The following is a 15,339-nucleotide window of genomic DNA, read 5'->3' as shown; positions in this document are numbered from 1 at the left end:
GGGCTAGAGGAGTCGGCGAGTGGGAGCGGGGCCCGCTACAGGCCCCGCTCCGTCGCGATCATTGAACGACGTCGTCCACCGAGGGCGACTCGTTGCGGGACAGGTTGATGCCGAGGTTCGCAGCGGCACGCTCGAGGTCCTCGTCATCGGAGTCGCGCATCTCGATGGCGGCCCCGTCGCTGGAGAGCACCTCGACGTTGAGGCACAGCGACTGCAGTTCCTTCAGCAGAACCTTGAAGGACTCCGGGATACCCGGCGACGGCATGTTCTCGCCCTTGACGATGGCCTCGTAGACCTTCACCCGGCCGAGCACGTCGTCGGACTTGATGGTGAGCAGCTCCTGCAGCGTGTACGCCGCGCCGTAGGCCTGCATCGCCCAGCACTCCATCTCACCGAAGCGCTGGCCACCGAACTGCGCCTTACCACCCAGCGGCTGCTGCGTGATCATCGAGTACGGGCCGGTGGAGCGGGCGTGGATCTTGTCGTCCACCAGGTGGTGCAGCTTCAGGATGTACATGTAGCCGACCGAGACCGGGTACGGGTACGGCTCGCCGGAGCGGCCGTCGAGCAGCGTGGCCTTGCCGTTCTCCTTGACCATGCGCTCGCCGTCGCGGTTGGGCTTGGTGGCTCCGAGCAGACCCGTCAGCTCCTCCTCCTTGGCGCCGTCGAACACCGGCGTCGAGGTGTTGGTGCCGGGCGCGATGTCGTGCAGCTCCTCGGACAGGTTCTTCGCCCAGTCCGGTTCGCCCTCCACGGTCCAGCCCTGCGAGGCCAGCCAGCCGAGGTGCAGTTCCAGCACCTGGCCGATGTTCATCCGGCGCGGCACACCGTGGGTGTTCAGGACGACGTCGACCGGGGTCCCGTCCTCCATGAACGGCATGTCCTCGGCGGGCAGGATCTTGCCGATGACACCCTTGTTGCCGTGCCGGCCGGCGAGCTTGTCGCCGTCCTGGATCTTGCGCTTCTGCGCCACGTAGACACGGACCAGCTCGTTGACACCGGGGGGCAGCTCGTCGTCGTCCTCGCGGGAGAACACCCGGATGCCGATGACCTTGCCGGTCTCGCCGTGCGGGACCTTCAGCGAGGTGTCGCGGACCTCGCGCGCCTTCTCACCGAAGATCGCGCGGAGCAGCCGCTCCTCCGGGGTCAGCTCGGTCTCGCCCTTGGGCGTGACCTTGCCGACCAGGATGTCGCCGTCGCGGACCTCGGCACCGATGCGGATGATGCCGCGCTCGTCGAGGTCCGCGAGGACCTCCTCGGAGACGTTCGGGATGTCCCGGGTGATCTCCTCGGCACCGAGCTTGGTGTCGCGGGCGTCGATCTCGTGCTCCTCGATGTGGATCGAGGTGAGCACGTCGTCCTGCACGAGGCGCTGCGACAGGATGATCGCGTCCTCGTAGTTGTGGCCCTCCCACGGCATGACGGCGACGAGCAGGTTCTTGCCGAGCGCCACCTCGCCGTTCTCGGTGGACGGCCCGTCGGCGATGACCTGGCCGACCTCGACCCGGTCGCCCTCGTCGACGATCGGACGGTGGTTGAAGCAGGTTCCGTGGTTCGAGCGGCGGAACTTGTAGAGGCTGTAGCTCTTCCGCGTTCCGTCGTCGTGCATGACGGTGACCAGGTCGGCGGAGAGTTCCTCCACCACACCGGCCTGCTCGGCGATCAGCACGTCACCGGAGTCGATAGCGGCCCGCAGCTCCATGCCGGTACCCACCAGCGGCGCCTGGCTGCGCAGCAGCGGCACCGCCTGACGCTGCATGTTCGCACCCATCAGGGCGCGGTTCGCGTCGTCGTGCTCGATGAACGGGATCATGGCCGTCGCGACCGACACCATCTGGCGCGGCGAGACGTCCATGTAGTCCACGTCGGTGGGGTCGATCAGCTCGACCTCGCCGCCCTTCTTACGGACGAGCACGCGGTCTTCCTGGAAGTGGCCCTCGTCGTCGATCGGCGCGTTGGCCTGCGCCTTCACGAAGCGGTCTTCCTCGTCGGCGGTCAGGTAGTCGACCTGGTCGGTGACCCGGCCGTCGACGACCTTGCGGTACGGCGTCTCGATGAAGCCGAACGGGTTGACCCGCGCGTAGGAGCAGAGCGAGCCGATCAGGCCGATGTTCGGGCCTTCCGGGGTCTCGATCGGGCACATGCGGCCGTAGTGCGACGGGTGGACGTCGCGGACCTCCATGCCGGCGCGCTCACGGGACAGACCACCGGGGCCCAGCGCCGACAGGCGGCGCTTGTGGGTGAGGCCGTCGATCGGGTTGGTCTGCTGCATGAACTGCGAGAGCTGCGAGGTACCGAAGAACTCCTTGATCGCCGCCACGACGGGACGGATGTTGATCAGGGTCTGCGGGGTGATCGCCTCGACGTCCTGGGTGGTCATGCGCTCGCGCACGACCCGCTCCATGCGGGAGAGGCCGACCCGGATCTGGTTCTGGATCAGCTCGCCGACGGTGCGCAGGCGACGGTTGCCGAAGTGGTCGATGTCGTCGGTCTCGACGGGGATCTCGTTGCCGTCGACGCTCATCTCGTCCTCGCCCGCGTGCAGGCGGACCAGGTAGTCGATGGTGTTGACGATGTCTTCCTCGGTGAGCGTGCCCGTGTCGTACGGGGAACCGAGGCCCAGCTTCTTGTTGACCTTGTACCGGCCGACCTTCGCCAGGTCGTAGCGCTTCGCCTTGAAGAACAGGTTCTCCAGCAGCGTCTGGGCGCTCTCCTTGGTGGGCGGTTCGCCCGGGCGCAGCTTGCGGTAGATGTCGAGCAGCGCCTCGTCGGTACCGGCGGTGTGGTCCTTCTCCAGCGTGGCGAGCAGCGTCTCGGAGAAGTTGAAGCGCTCACGGATCGCCTCGGTGGACCAGCCCAGTGCCTTCAGCAGCACGGTGACCGGCTGGCGGCGCTTGCGGTCGATACGGACACCGACGGTGTCGCGCTTGTCGACGTCGAACTCGAGCCACGCACCGCGGCTCGGGATGATCTTGACGCTGTAGACGTCCTTGTCGGTCGTCTTGTCGACGCTGGTGTCGAAGTAGACGCCGGGTGAACGGACGAGCTGGGACACGACGACACGCTCGGTGCCGTTGATGACGAAGGTGCCCTTGTCGGTCATCACCGGGAAGTCACCCATGAAGACCGTCTGGCTCTTGATCTCACCGGTGTTGTTGTTGACGAACTCGGCGGTCACGAACAGCGGGGCCGCGTACGTCATGTCCTTGTCCTTGCACTCCTCGACGGAGGCCTTGACCTCGTCGAAGCGCGGGTCGGAGAAGGACAGGGACATGGAGCCGGAGAAGTCTTCGATCGGGGAGATCTCGTTGAGAACCTCTTCGAGACCGCCGGTCGGGTTCTCTTCACCTTCCTCGACGCGGCGTTCGAACCACGCCTCGTCGCCGGTGAACCATTCGAATGACCGAATCTGCACGTCGAGCAGGTTGGGAGTGCTCAGGGGCTCGCGAATCTTCGCGAAAGAGACCCGCGTGGGTGCTCCTGGAATTCCCGTTGACTCCGAGCGAGAGACAGCCGATGTGGTCGCAGCAGTGGCCTGGTTCGCGGGAGAGACTGCCAAGATGCGTCCTTCCGGGGACAAATAAGCGGTTGAGCAGCCGCATCGGCAAGTACGACACGGGCTGTCAGGGGTGCGGTGGTGCCAACCATCCTAGCCACCGGGTCAGGGCAGCATGAAAGTGGGCAGCGCAAAGAAGCAGTCTAGCGTCAGAGACCGCGTCTGTCGAGGGGGCTCGCCGGACGGGGCCCAGCCTCACTCGCCTGTCTCTCGGCCCGCCTCCCGCAATGGGCGGTGCCGCTTGCCGACAAGCGTGACCCCACGGCGTCCGGGAGTCAAGACACCACGCACGCCACCCGCCCGGTTGGCCGATCGTTCCACCGTGATCGCCTCGCCCGGAAGAAGGGCACACCGTATCGGCACGCCCGGTTCGAGCGCCGCCCACCCCGCCGGCGGGCACGAGGCCCCGGGCTGTGGACGGCCTGGGTCCGAAGGGCTCGCGGCCTACGCTCGTCGCCGTTCGCGCAACTGGTCCTGGAGTTCGTAGAGCTTCCCGGTGGTGACCTGCCTGCCACCGGGAGCGGTGACGATGGTGCGGTGACCGTCGCGGCCGACCGTGACGTAGGTCAGCCAGCGGCCGTCCTCGACGTCGATGAAGGTCACCGGCTCGGTGCGTTTGGCGCCGCCGCCGAGGCCGGAGCGGATCCCGGCGTGGAGCTGCCCGGCGGCGTACCGGGGCTGTTCGTACAGCGACAGCAGCCTGCGGCACTCGATGTGCCGGGCGGGCCGCTCCCCGGGTGTGCGCGGGACGTCCTCCTCGGGAACGGACATCGACCGGCCGCGGGCCGGTACCCATTCCGGCAGTTCGCCGACCACTTCCTCGGCGAGTGCGTCGTGCGTGGCGGGGCGCAGCAGCACCTGGCCCGCGCCGGGCACCCAGCAGGCGAACACGGCGTCGCGCCCGTTCGCCGCGGCGAACAGCCGGTAGTCGCGTTCGGCGGTGTCGACGTAGGCGAAGAACTCGGTGCCACCGGTGCAGAGCACGCGCAGCGATTCGGCGAAGGCGTCGCTCGGCCGGTCACCGTCGAGCAGGCCTTCGGCGTCGAGTTCCGCGCGGACCCGGTCGTGCAGGGTCGCCCGCTCCGTGTCGTTGCGCCACAACGGTTCCGGCGTCAACGGTGTCGGCAACCGCAGGTTGAGCCACTCCGCGGTGACCGTCACGCAGTCGTGCGAGACGATCACCTCGCCGCGCAGCACTCCCATGTCGTCCCCTCGTGCCGCGTACGGTCAGCCGCCGATGACGGGTGGTGTGGTCTTCTGTCCGGGGTCCGGGCCGAAGATCGCGTCCGGGTCGGGCTCCTGCAGCACTTCGAGACGCTTGTGCTCGGCGTCTTCCTCGCGGTTGGCCCGCCCCGCTCCGGGGGCCATGCCGCCCATTCCGCCGGCGCCACGGCCTGCCGCGCCGGGACCCGCCGCCGAGCCCGGCGTCATGCCGCCCTGGCCCGGCATTCCGGCCCCGGTGCCCTTGCCCGCGCCGAGTCCGGAGTTGGCGCCGGAGCCACTGCCCGCTCCCGGACCGCCCTGCCCGCCGGATCCTGATCCTGATCCCGGTCCGCCCGGTACGGAGCCGGGTCCGCCCGCACCGACCCGGTATCCCGCGCTCGATCCGGCTCCGGCCCGTGGGCCCGAACCGTTGCCGGTGCCGTTGGCGGAGCCGTTGGCGAGTGAGCCGTCGCGGCCATGTGCGCCGTATCCGGCGACGGTGTCCGGCGTGTTCCCACCGCGCGGTCGGCCGCGTGGCGGGGTGTAGCCGCCGACGCCCGGCGGTACGCCGGGGCGTCCGGGATGCGCTTCGGACGGCTTCGTGGTGCCGGTGCCCGGACCGTTGACCCCGGGGAACGGGGTACCGCTCGGTGGCGGCGTCCCACCGGGTGAGGGGCTCTGGGGGTTACCGACCGCACCCGGGCCGTTGAAGGTCGGCGCCTGCGACACCGGGCCGCCGGTGCTGACCGAGGAGGCGCGGGTCGCGCCGGTGCCGTCCTCGCCGTTGACCGTCGGCCCGTCGCCCGGCGTGACCACCGGCCCGTCACCGACGGGCGGCTTCACCGCGAAGTCCACACCGCCGGGCGGGAGCCCGAGCTGGCCATAGTCGGTGGGCCAGTTCGACGCGTTGTGGGTGCTCTGGTCGGAATAGGTGTTGTACCGATCGACGACTTCCTGTGCCTGAGCGTTCCAGGCGTCGATCTCCTCGTTGCGACTAGTCAGAAAAGGGAGGTTATCGCTGGCGAAGGTCGACTCGGGCTTCGGACCGGGCCCCGTACCAATCGCATTTTTTGCTTCGTTGAACGAATTGCCCTGACCAGAGAGCAGGGTCTGGGCGTTCGACAGGTGCCCGGCACTCACATCAGAAGCCTGAACGAGCGGTCCCGCACCGGCGAAAGCCTGCTGAGACGCCACTCCTTGCCAGGAGCTTGTCATCGCATTTTGCAACGAAGCCATTGATCGGGCAACTTGTTCGTGCTGTAGCGATAGAGAGTTCGCTGCATCCTGCGACGTAAACAAACTTTCTGGCCCTGGTCCACCTTGCAGCAAGGCTGCAATCTCGTTCGCTCCAAGTGCCATCACGCACTCCCCCTCATTGTGCCCACAGCCATTTCAGCGACCTCCTGAGCTGCCGAACAAGGATTTGAATATCTGGGCGACGGCGAATCATATCCAGCCACAGCAGTAAGAAGCAGATCGTCGCGAACACCGACACTCAAAGAGCAGCTACCACGTTTTCTGCGGTCGACGGCTCCATCGTTGAACACCCCCGGGTAGCCAGCAACATCAGGAACCGGCTCGAAATATGCGAGGGGCTTGACTTCATGACTTCTGTACAGCCCGTCCAACCCGCCAGCGCCAGCCGTAAGAAAACTGAGCTTGAGATCGCCGCCATTCGGCTCACGCCACTCACATTCGGGCCCCTGAGCGTTGGCCACATCTGGCCGCGGGTCGCTTAGGTCGCCAGCCTCCCTCGCCTGATCTTCGGTCAGTAAACTACATGGTGCTTCCAAAAACTTCGTTGCGTCGAGAGGGTTCGCGACCACCGGCGCCCTTGCCGAACCAGAAGCGGGGGGAACCGCAGAGGTATCCTGCTCTGGTCCTGGTGAAGGCACGGGCGAAGGAATACCTGCCTGCGTCTCCGAGCAACCGGCAAGCAAGATTACGCTCCCGACAAAAATGCCCCATGTACGGTGTCGACGCATCAAGATCCCTGACCGTACTTTGCGACCGCGTCGGCAGAGGCGGAATCGCTGCCAGCTGTACCACTGATCGCCGTCTGCAGAGAAGACACATAACCTTCTGCGTACTGCAATTGCTGTTCAACTGATTGTTGATACAGGTCAGCATGTGCGTACACAGCCTCGATCTGTGCCCGGCTCGCCTCGTCATCAGCCGGTGGCACAGCCCGCCGGAACTGACTGGCGACCTCGACCATCTCCTCGAGCTCGTCCCGGAGGGATTCCCATTGGGGTAGGAGGGCCTTCATCTCGTCGAGGTCCATCTCGAAACCCGCACCGCCGGCGGCGACCCGGTTGGTGGTCTCAACGGCCTGCTGGACGGTCCCGAACACGGCGTTGAACGGCGCCGGCATGATGCCCGTCTGCGCGATGACCTCCTGCGGAGTCACCGGAGCGTCATAACCGGGCAACGGCGCTGCTTCCTCAGGCGGATCCGCTGGACCCTGCATTCCGTCCGGCATCACTCGTCGGCCTCCCCAAGACAACCAAAACACCTGTCAACAGCGTGTGCGCGGCACCCCACCCCGCGCAACCACGGTAGCCGACGCCCACGACACACCGCAGCCTATCCGGAAGAAAACCAACCACCCACCACCCCAGAGGCCCTGGTCAGCGAACCACCGCCAGCAAAGCGCTCCACGCCCGCGGACTGAACCGCTGCACACCGGCCAGCGGAGCCTTCGAATCACGAACGTGCACAACCCGCTCGGACACCACGACCTCGACGCAGTTGCCGTTGGCGTTACCGCTGTAGCTGCTCTTCCGCCAGCGCAGGGAACTCTTGCTGCTCATCGGCACCTCGCACGATCGGGTCACTCATATTTCGTGACCACCTTAGCGAGTAGCGCCTGGGAATCGTCCTGATCATCGGCCGCCGCGCGCAACCGCTCGAACGCGGCGGCGTACTCCTGGATGACCAGGATGTCCTCCGGGTAGGTACCACCTGCGAAGTCCTCGATGTAGACCAGTGATCCACGCTCAGACAGCTTGAGAATGTGGAAGTTTGAGCACGCCACGAAGTACTCGTCCTGGTTCGGCGTCGCCTTGGGCTCGAAGGGCAGCACCTGCAGGCGGACGTTCTCCCGTTCGGACATGTCGAGCAGGTGCCGCAACTGCCCGGCCATCACCTCGCGCCCGCCGATCATCCGGTGCAGGCAGGCCTCGTCGATGATCACGTCCAGCCGCAGCGGGTCAACTTCTCGGGTGAGGCCGCGCTGCCGGTTCAGCCGGATCTCCAGTTTCGCGTTGATCTCCTGACTACCCGCGTACGGTGCGCCGGAGCGCAGCAGCGCACGCGCGTAGCCCTCCGTCTGCAGCAGCCCGTTGATCACGGCGTTGTCGTAGGCGACGATCTCGCTCGCGTCGGCCTCCAGCGCCACGTAGCGACGGGTCGTGCGCGGGATCGCCTCCTGGTAGAGCGCTCGACGCCGTCTCCTGCGGCGCGGCCACGGCACGGCGGCCAGCCGCAGCGCCTCGGCGGAGGCGGTGTCGTCGGCACGGTAGAAGTCCAGCAGCGCGGCGACCTGTTCGATCGGCATCCCCTGCTTGCCGTTCTCGACCTGGCTCATCTTGCCCGCCGAGCAGCCGAGATGGCGGCACGCTTCCGCGGCGGTGTGGTCGGCGTCCTCGCGCAGTTCCCGCAACAGGATGCCGAGCTGGATGCGGGCGACCACCGGGTCGTCGGTTATCGCGGGTACTGGGGATTCTTCGACGGGCACCTGTTCACTCTGACCGTCCGGCCATGCTTCCGCCAAGACCAACCACACGATCGTGCAGTTTATAACAGTGAAGTTTTGTTCTAACTTCGCTTTTATGAACGACACCGAGTGGCTACCGAGCCGGATACGTCCCGATCACCTGCATACGCCCGGCCACGCCGGGACCGCCCTGTGCGGCGTCGAACTGAACCAATCCACCTCCCGCTGCGCGCTGTGCTCACTGGAATCGCACCGCCGGCGGCGGAACCACCCGCAACCCGAACTGCGGCAACGCATCGAGCGGCAGTGCGACCACCCGGAACAGCCGATTCCCGCGCGCCTGCGCTGCCTGTCAACGGACGTCGATGCGGACCACGCCACGGCCGCCGACGCGCTCGATCCGCTCTGCGGCCTCCTCGTCGACACGTACATCGAAACCGAGAGCGCCGCACACCTGCTGCGCGGCGACACATCCTCGGTGAAAGCGCGCCTGGCAGGCGAGCACCTCGTGGATACCTTGATGGCACTGGAAAACGCGCTCACCGGCCACTCCGGTGCCGACGCCGCGCTGAGGTTCGGATGAACACCACACGCCTGCGGTGGGCAGCCGGAATCGCCGTGGTGGTGGCCGGTGCCGGAACCGTCGCCGTCGTTACCCACCAGCCCGAGCACGGAGCAGGTCCGACGGCGACCCAGTCACGACCGGCCCGGCCACCCGAACCGCCACTCGCCGACCCGTCCATCGCACCCGTGCTCTGCTCCACGGACCACCCGGCCGAACAGTGTTTTCCGCACATCGAGCCCGGAGCCCTCACGGCCGCGGCGAAAAGAACGGGCGCGAGCTGCGCGGCGCCGGACGGCAGGTCCGTCACCTGCGAGACGGCGGCCGCCGAAACGGTCCGCGTCTCGATCGTCGTCGCGACCGCGGTGACCGCGCCGGCCAGGGTGACCGGGCTCGTCGTGCGCACGTTCTCCGGCGGACGGGAGGCCGCGCCCCAGGCGCCCGCCCGCGCAGTGGAGCGACTGCACGGCGTGCTGGAAACCCTGCTGCCACCGGCGTTCCCGAAGGGCCCGGTGCTCGCCGCGAAGATCGCGACCTGGTTCCGTTCGGCCATGGGACGGTGTTCGCCGTCGCTGGCCACCCATCAGGTGATCGGGACCTACGAACTGCACTGCCAGAACCCACGGCCGCTCACGGTGACCGGCGAGCACGGCAGGTACACGAACTACGACACCTCGGTGCGGATCGAGGCACCGTCGCGCGGGCGCACGGGGTGAACGGGCTCAGCCCGGGGGCACCGGGGCCGGGGCCCCACCTTCGGGTGGCGTGCCGGGCAACGGGGCGGGTGGCTGCCCCTCCGGCTGCTGCCCGTCGCTGTAGAAGTCGAGTCCGGCGATCTTCCATTTCCCGTCGCGCAACTCGGTGTCGACGGAGAACTGGGAACCGCCCGCGGAGGTCTGGTTCTGATCGGTGCGGGTGGCGGTCTGGTCGCCGAAGACGAGCACCTTCGCCCGGTCGTCGTCGAGCAGCACCACGGCCGTGCGGGTGACCTTGAACGTCACCACCATCTTCTGCTCCGGGGCGAGCCGCTTCACCTCGGCGAACAGGGAGTTGTACTGGTTGCGGGCCTCGTCGTTGACGAGCAGGTCGCCGGACGCCTGCTCGGTCTTGGCGATGTCGTTGAAGTCGTAGGAGAACAACGCCTCGACGCCCGCGGTGACCTCGCCCTTCACCTGCGAGGTGCGGGAGACGTCGATGAGCGCGGTGTTGTTGGACGCGGCTGCCTCGTCATCGCCCATGATCTTGAAGAACACGGCCAGCCCGGCGAACAGCAGCGCGACCACGACCAGCACAGCGGCCAGGGTGGTCCGCGAGCGGCGCGGGGCGGCGGCGCGGGAGGAGGCCCTGGCGCCCGGTCCCGGCTCGGGCGCGGACGACACGGTGTCCTCCTGGGACTCCGGCCTCGGTGCGCCGTGGTCACGGGTCTTGCGGCGCGGACTCGGCCGGGGGGTGACCACCGCCGCACCCCCGGCGCCCTCCGTGTCTTTTGTGTCCTTTTCGGACGGTGTGGTTTCCTTGCCGGGCAGGGTTTCCGTCTCGTCGACCGGAACGTCGGCCGGGATGTCGACCGCCTCGTCCAGCACACCGCTGACCGGTTCGTCGGCATCGCGCCACGCGGGCCGCGGCGGGAGCGACGGGCCCGGACGGGGCGACGGCTTGCGCAGGCCGGCCACCCGCGGGCGGCGCGCCGGCGGAGTGGCGCGGGGATTGCGACGGGGAGGAGTTGCCAACACTTGCTCCGATCTCGGGTGACGCGGGCGGGGCCTACTGACCCGGCGGCGGGGGTGCCGGGGCGGGCTGGCCGCCGCCGATCACCGGTACCGGACCGATCTGGGAGAGCTTCCAGGAGTCGTCGACCCTGGTCATCTCCACCTCGAGCCGGAGTGGTTTGACGCTGGACTGCTCGCCCTGCTTCACGGTGACCTGGATGGCGGCGAGGAACCGGGCCTTGCCCGCACGGTCGTCCAGCTCGTCCACGGCGAGGTCCAGGACCTTCGTGGTGGCTTGGGACTTCGCGTCGACCATGGTCTTCTTCCCGGTTTCCCGGGTGTCCTGCATCTGCTGCTGGGGGTCGCCGATGGAGGAATTGATCGCGTTGTCGAAGAACTGGTCGGGATTGTTGAAGTCGAGTTCGGTGAACGCCTTCACCGCCGTGGTGCCGTCCCGTACGACGTCCTCCCGGGTGCTCGCGAACGCGGCGTCGTCGCCGGAACCCGCGATCCACCAGGAGACGCCGAACCAGCCCGCGACCAGCACCGCGGCCACGGCAAGCGCGGCCGCACCGATGAACAGTTTCCGGCCGCGATCCGCACCCTTCGCCCCGGCACCGTCGGCGTCCGCCGTGGCCTCGGCCGCGTCACCGTTCACGGAGTCCGGGGAGCCGACCGTGTCGGTGGTGCCGGGCGCGGTCGCGTCCTCGGTGGCGGTCACATCGTCGGTCACGGGCACGTCGGTGCGCGACTCGTCCTGGCCGGCGGCGGGCGTGGCCCGCTGCTCGGCCCGCTGCTCATCGGAACTCATAGGACTCCAGAGTAGGTGGCAGGTGTCAGATCGGGGTCAGCCCGGCAGGCCGAGCAGCGAGCCCAGCCCGTTGAGGGTGAGCGCGGGGCCGCCAGCGACACCGGGAATGGGCTGCATGGCCTTCAGGTTCTCCTGCCCGCGGCCCTGGTTCGCGGCGATCTCCTCCGGCGTCGGCGACACCGGGACACCGTTGTACGGGGCGTTCTGCGAACCACGGACGTTCACCGGGCTGCCCGGCGGCTCAGCGCAGTAGGCGTCCCCGGATGCCGGACGCGGTGAGGTGTCGTTGCCGGGGCGGTAGCCCTCGCCGCCGTTGACCTCCTCGTCGGCCCGCGGGTAGCCCTTCACGCAGGACGGCGGGTCGAAGAGGTTGAGGGCGAGACCGAGGTGCGCGGTGCCGTCGCCGGGGGCGACAGTGCCCGCGCCCACGGAGAGCAGCGGGTAGGTGACGAGCCCCTGTTCCAGGCCGGGCTGGCGGGTCACCAGCAGGTTCGACGTGGTGAGCAGGTTGGCCAGCAGTGCGCCGGTGCCCGGCCCTGTCTCGGCGAGCACCCCGCTGATCTGGTCGGCGACCTGCGGGGTGATGCCGATCAGTTCGCGCAGGTCACCGTCGGAGTTGCGCAGCGTCTCGGACAGCTTGTTCAGGTCGGAGCTGAACGAGCGCATCGAGCCGGTCAGCTCGTTCTGCGTCTGCAGGACGGTCCCGCCCTGCTGGAGGAGCTGCACGGTCTGCGGAAGGTTCTCCCTGGCCGTGCCGATGAAGTCGCGGGTGGTGTCCATCAGCACCTGCAGGTCGCCGCCGGTGCCGTTGAAGGCGTTGTAGGACTCGTCGACGACGGTGCGCAGATCGTCGACGGGTACCGAGGAGGCGAGGCTGTCCAGGTCGGTGAGGACCTGGTCGGTGCTGACGGGGGTCTTCGCCCGGTCCGCCGCGATCACCGCGCCCTCGGCGAGGAACGGTCCGCCCGCGGCCTTCGGGCGCAGGTCGACGAACTGCTCGCCGACGGCGGAGCGGTTCGCGACGACGGCTTCGAGGTCGCTGGGCACGGCGGGGGTGTCCGGTTCGATCTCGAGTTCGGCCTGCAGTCCGGTGTCGGTGAGGCTGAGTTCGCCGACGCGGCCGATGTTGTAGCCGCGGTAGGAGACCTCGGCGCCGGTGAAGATGCCACCGGAGGAGTTGAGCTGAAGGTCGACCGTGTAGCCCTCCTGGCCGAAGATCCGGCCGACGTCGGTGAACCGGGCGAGCGCGTACACCACCGCCACCACCGAGATCACCACGAAAGCGATCAGCTGCAGTTTCGTCCTGCGTACCAGCATCAGCCCACACCTCCCGACAGCACGCCGAAGATTCCCGCCGCGCCGGTCTGTTGCGGCCGCGGCGCCTGCCCGCCCGAGGGGGCGGGGGTTCCGGCGGGCGCGCCGGGCGCCTCCGGGGTGACGCCAGGCAGCGGCAGCGGCGGGGCCGTCGGTTGTCCGGTCGACTCGCCGCCGGGCAGTTGCCCCTGTGCCAGGTCACCGACGATGGGCAGGCCGTCGAGCGGGTTCTGCCTGCTGCGGCCGAGGTTGGCGAGCACCTCGCCGAGGTTGAGGTCGATGTTGGCGTAGAGGTTGAAGTAGTCGCCCTTGACGCCGTCGACGGCGGCGTCGGAGAACGGGAAGGTCAGCAGGATTTCCAGCGCCTTCGGCAGATCCGAGCCGGCCTCGCCGAGTTTCTGCAGGGTGGGCAGCAGCGAGCGCAGGTTGGCGACGAGGTCCTCCTGGCTCTTGTTCACGGTGTCCACGGCGACGCCGGACAGGTCGCGCAGGGCCTGCAGCATCGTGACGAGCTGTCCGCGCTGCGATTCCAGCACCTGCAGGCCGGGGGCGAGGTTGTCCACGGCGTTGGCGAGCTGGTCCTTCTGCTCGTTGAGGGTGGAGGAGAGCCGGTTCAGCCCGTCCAGGGCGCGGGTGATGTCGCCCGACTGCTGGTCGAGGTTGGTGACCAGTGCGTTCGCGTTGTCGAGCAGTCCGCGGATGTCGGCGGTGCGTCCCTCGGTGGCGTTGTTCAGTTCCTTGGTGATGGTGTTGAGCTGTTCGACGCCGCCACCGTTGAGCAGCATCGACAGGGCGCCGAGTACCTCCTCGACCTCGACGTTGCGGTTGGTGCGCTCGACCGGGATGAGCGCGCCCTCGCCGAGCCTGCCCTGGACCGCACCGGAGCTCTGGTCGGGTGCGGGCGGGGTGAGTTCCACGTACTTCTCGCCGAGCAGGCTGGACTGGCGCAGGTTGGCAAGTGCGTTGGCGGGCAGTTGCACGTCGCTGTTGACGAGCACGGTGACCTCGGCGGTCCAGCCGTCCTGGGCGAGGCCGATGGTGTCGACCCGGCCGACCGGCACCTCGTTGACCTTGACGCCCGCCTGCGGCACGAGGTCGAGTACGTCGCGGAACTGGACCTTGATCGTGTACGGGCTGGCGCCGAGGTCGGCACCGCCGGGCAGCGGGATGTCGTAGATGCCGGTGAAGTCGCCGCACCCGGTCAGGGCGAGAGCGGCGACAGCGCTCACCGCGATCATTTTCCGACGCGCGCGCATCACTGACCACCACCCCGGGAGCCGTAGACCTCTTGTCCGGCAAGGGGAAGCGGCAACGGCGGCAGTTCTCCGCGTTGCAGTGCCGCGATCACCTCGGCCGGTGAGGGCAGCGGCACGACTCCCTGGACGAGCGGGGCAATCGAGTTGCAGGTGTCGCCGATCAGGTCGAGTACCTCGGGTGTCTGCTGCAGGGTGCGGCAGAGCAGGACGATCGGCGGCTGCGCGAGTTCGTTGAGGTTCGGCCGCGCGTCCAGCGTTCCGGAGGCCGCGTTGTAGGTGTTGACCAGGTTGCCGAGGCCGACGGGCGCGACGTCGAGGATCTCGGCGAGCGCGCCGCGCTGGTCCACCAGCACCCGCGAGACGCTGGCCAGTTTGTCCACATTGGACTTCAGTCGGCCGCGGTTCTGTTCGACGAAGCCCTGTACCGAGCCGAGGGTGTCGCCGAGCTGGGTGACCGTCTCGGACAGGTCGCCGCGTTCCCCGGCGAGGAAGCCGCTGACGTCGGCGAGCTGCTGTTCGAACTGGCGGACCTGGCCGTCGCTCTGCGCGAGCGTGTCGGAGAAGCTGGCCAGGTTCTCGATGGTGGCGAACAGGTCGCCCTTGTTGCCGGAGAGGGTGCCCGCGGCCTGGCCGAGTTTGGTGATCGTGTCGTGCAGTTGCTGGCCGTTGCCCTGGAAGTTGTCCGAGAGGGTGCCGAGCAGGTTGGACAGCGAGCCGTCCTTGTTGGCGCCGTTGGGGCCGAGGGACTGGCTGACCTGGCTGAGGCTGGCGTAGAGGTCGTCGACCTCCAGCGGGACGGCGGTGCGCTCCAGCGGGATGGTCGAACCGTCCTCGATCTGCGGTCCGCCGGAGAACGCGGGCGCGAGCTGCACGTACCGGTCGCTGACCAGCGAGGGGGCGACGATCACGGCCTGCGCTTCGGCGGGAACCTCGACACCGCGTTCGTACTCGATGTCGACCTTCACCTTGTCGCCCTCGGGGACGATGCCGGTGACCTCGCCGACGTCCACGCCGAGTACCCGGACGCTGTTGCCCTCGTAGAGGCCGACGGCGGTCGGGAAGTACGCGGTGAGGCGCTTGATGTCGGCGTCCTTGAGCGTCCACCATAGACCGCCCGCGACGACGAGTCCCAGCACGCAGGCGATCGCGACGCCGCGGGCCAGCGACTGGCCAAATTTAGATTGCGCCATGGAATGGCTCCATTGCGGGC

At 68.2% G+C, this 15,339-nt stretch carries 14 protein-coding genes; 2 read left to right on the top strand and 12 right to left on the bottom strand.

The genetic code is table 11. The features are described from left to right. Window positions 1-58: 58 nt before the first annotated feature. The 7 genes from rpoB to CFN78_RS01170 all read right to left on the bottom strand — a co-directional run bounded on the left by rpoB (window position 59) and on the right by CFN78_RS01170 (window position 8,498). Window positions 59-3,559 (bottom strand): DNA-directed RNA polymerase subunit beta, encoded by a 3,501-nt coding sequence (rpoB, locus tag CFN78_RS01200; RefSeq protein ID WP_094860645.1) that lies wholly within the window; start codon window positions 3,557-3,559, stop codon window positions 59-61. A 441-nt stretch (window positions 3,560-4,000) separates the two neighbouring features. Beyond that, complete coding sequence (locus CFN78_RS01195; protein WP_094860644.1) at window positions 4,001-4,759, bottom strand: ESX secretion-associated protein EspG; 759 nt, start codon at window positions 4,757-4,759, stop codon at window positions 4,001-4,003. Window positions 4,760-4,783: 24 nt separating this feature from the next. Continuing rightward, window positions 4,784-6,118 (bottom strand): PPE domain-containing protein, encoded by a 1,335-nt coding sequence (locus CFN78_RS30035; RefSeq protein WP_094860643.1) that lies wholly within the window; start codon window positions 6,116-6,118, stop codon window positions 4,784-4,786. Then, the gene (locus CFN78_RS30260) at window positions 6,118-6,744 is read right to left on the bottom strand and encodes a DUF3558 domain-containing protein (RefSeq protein ID WP_094860642.1); all 627 of its coding nucleotides are present in this window, start codon (window positions 6,742-6,744) and stop codon (window positions 6,118-6,120) included. Before CFN78_RS30260 ends, CFN78_RS30035 begins: the two co-directional genes overlap by 1 nt. Beyond that, window positions 6,744-7,169, bottom strand: a complete 426-nt coding sequence (locus CFN78_RS01180) for a hypothetical protein (protein WP_094860641.1) — start codon at window positions 7,167-7,169, stop codon at window positions 6,744-6,746. Before CFN78_RS01180 ends, CFN78_RS30260 begins: the two co-directional genes overlap by 1 nt. A gap of 220 nt (window positions 7,170-7,389) precedes the next feature. Next, window positions 7,390-7,572 carry a DUF397 domain-containing protein gene (locus CFN78_RS01175; protein ID WP_094861046.1) on the bottom strand — a complete coding sequence of 61 codons (183 nt, stop codon included), beginning with the start codon at window positions 7,570-7,572 and terminating at the stop codon, window positions 7,390-7,392. A 20-nt stretch (window positions 7,573-7,592) separates the two neighbouring features. Then, entirely contained in the window at window positions 7,593-8,498 is a 906-nt protein-coding gene (locus tag CFN78_RS01170) for a helix-turn-helix domain-containing protein (protein ID WP_240519190.1), read from the bottom strand. 94 nt (window positions 8,499-8,592) lie between these two features. Here CFN78_RS01170 and CFN78_RS01165 point away from each other — a divergent pair, with 94 nt between their 5' ends. Together CFN78_RS01165 and CFN78_RS01160 are read left to right on the top strand one after the other, a co-directional pair. Next, on the top strand, window positions 8,593-9,060 hold the full coding sequence (locus CFN78_RS01165) for a hypothetical protein (RefSeq protein WP_094860640.1): 468 nt from the start codon (window positions 8,593-8,595) through the stop codon (window positions 9,058-9,060). Further along, window positions 9,057-9,755 carry a hypothetical protein gene (locus CFN78_RS01160; protein WP_094860639.1) on the top strand — a complete coding sequence of 233 codons (699 nt, stop codon included), beginning with the start codon at window positions 9,057-9,059 and terminating at the stop codon, window positions 9,753-9,755. Before CFN78_RS01165 ends, CFN78_RS01160 begins: the two co-directional genes overlap by 4 nt. Before the next feature lie 6 nt (window positions 9,756-9,761). On the opposite strand, the gene CFN78_RS01155 is transcribed toward CFN78_RS01160, so the two are convergent. Genes CFN78_RS01155 through CFN78_RS01135 form a run of 5 tightly spaced genes read right to left on the bottom strand, consistent with a single transcriptional unit; the run spans window position 9,762 to window position 15,319 of the window. After that, complete coding sequence (locus CFN78_RS01155; protein ID WP_240519188.1) at window positions 9,762-10,769, bottom strand: hypothetical protein; 1,008 nt, start codon at window positions 10,767-10,769, stop codon at window positions 9,762-9,764. Window positions 10,770-10,803: 34 nt separating this feature from the next. Then, window positions 10,804-11,559 (bottom strand): hypothetical protein, encoded by a 756-nt coding sequence (locus CFN78_RS01150; protein WP_094860638.1) that lies wholly within the window; start codon window positions 11,557-11,559, stop codon window positions 10,804-10,806. 36 nt (window positions 11,560-11,595) lie between these two features. Continuing rightward, window positions 11,596-12,876, bottom strand: a complete 1,281-nt coding sequence (locus CFN78_RS01145; RefSeq protein ID WP_094860637.1) for an MCE family protein — start codon at window positions 12,874-12,876, stop codon at window positions 11,596-11,598. Further along, window positions 12,876-14,129, bottom strand: coding sequence for an MCE family protein (locus CFN78_RS01140; RefSeq protein WP_094860636.1), 1,254 nt, complete (start codon window positions 14,127-14,129; stop codon window positions 12,876-12,878). The genes CFN78_RS01145 and CFN78_RS01140 overlap by 1 nt, the downstream gene beginning before the upstream one ends. Then, entirely contained in the window at window positions 14,129-15,319 is a 1,191-nt protein-coding gene (locus tag CFN78_RS01135) for an MCE family protein (protein WP_094860635.1), read from the bottom strand. Before CFN78_RS01135 ends, CFN78_RS01140 begins: the two co-directional genes overlap by 1 nt. Window positions 15,320-15,339: the final 20 nt, after the last annotated feature.

This window comes from Amycolatopsis antarctica, from assembly GCF_002262875.1.
Lineage (GTDB): Bacteria > Actinomycetota > Actinomycetes > Mycobacteriales > Pseudonocardiaceae > Amycolatopsis > Amycolatopsis antarctica.
This window is presented reverse-complemented; position numbering and strand designations above follow the sequence as displayed.

Coding starts and splice junctions, on each gene's coding strand:
- CFN78_RS01195 (WP_094860644.1), bottom strand. CDS start 4,759: ATGGGAGTGCTGCGCGGCGAGGTGATCGTCTCGCACGACTGCGTGACG.
- CFN78_RS30035 (WP_094860643.1), bottom strand. CDS start 6,118: ATGGCACTTGGAGCGAACGAGATTGCAGCCTTGCTGCAAGGTGGACCA.
- CFN78_RS30260 (WP_094860642.1), bottom strand. CDS start 6,744: ATGCGTCGACACCGTACATGGGGCATTTTTGTCGGGAGCGTAATCTTG.
- CFN78_RS01175 (WP_094861046.1), bottom strand. CDS start 7,572: ATGAGCAGCAAGAGTTCCCTGCGCTGGCGGAAGAGCAGCTACAGCGGT.
- CFN78_RS01165 (WP_094860640.1), top strand. CDS start 8,593: ATGAACGACACCGAGTGGCTACCGAGCCGGATACGTCCCGATCACCTG.
- CFN78_RS01160 (WP_094860639.1), top strand. CDS start 9,057: ATGAACACCACACGCCTGCGGTGGGCAGCCGGAATCGCCGTGGTGGTG.
- CFN78_RS01150 (WP_094860638.1), bottom strand. CDS start 11,559: ATGAGTTCCGATGAGCAGCGGGCCGAGCAGCGGGCCACGCCCGCCGCC.
- CFN78_RS01145 (WP_094860637.1), bottom strand. CDS start 12,876: ATGCTGGTACGCAGGACGAAACTGCAGCTGATCGCTTTCGTGGTGATC.
- CFN78_RS01140 (WP_094860636.1), bottom strand. CDS start 14,129: ATGCGCGCGCGTCGGAAAATGATCGCGGTGAGCGCTGTCGCCGCTCTC.
- CFN78_RS01135 (WP_094860635.1), bottom strand. CDS start 15,319: ATGGCGCAATCTAAATTTGGCCAGTCGCTGGCCCGCGGCGTCGCGATC.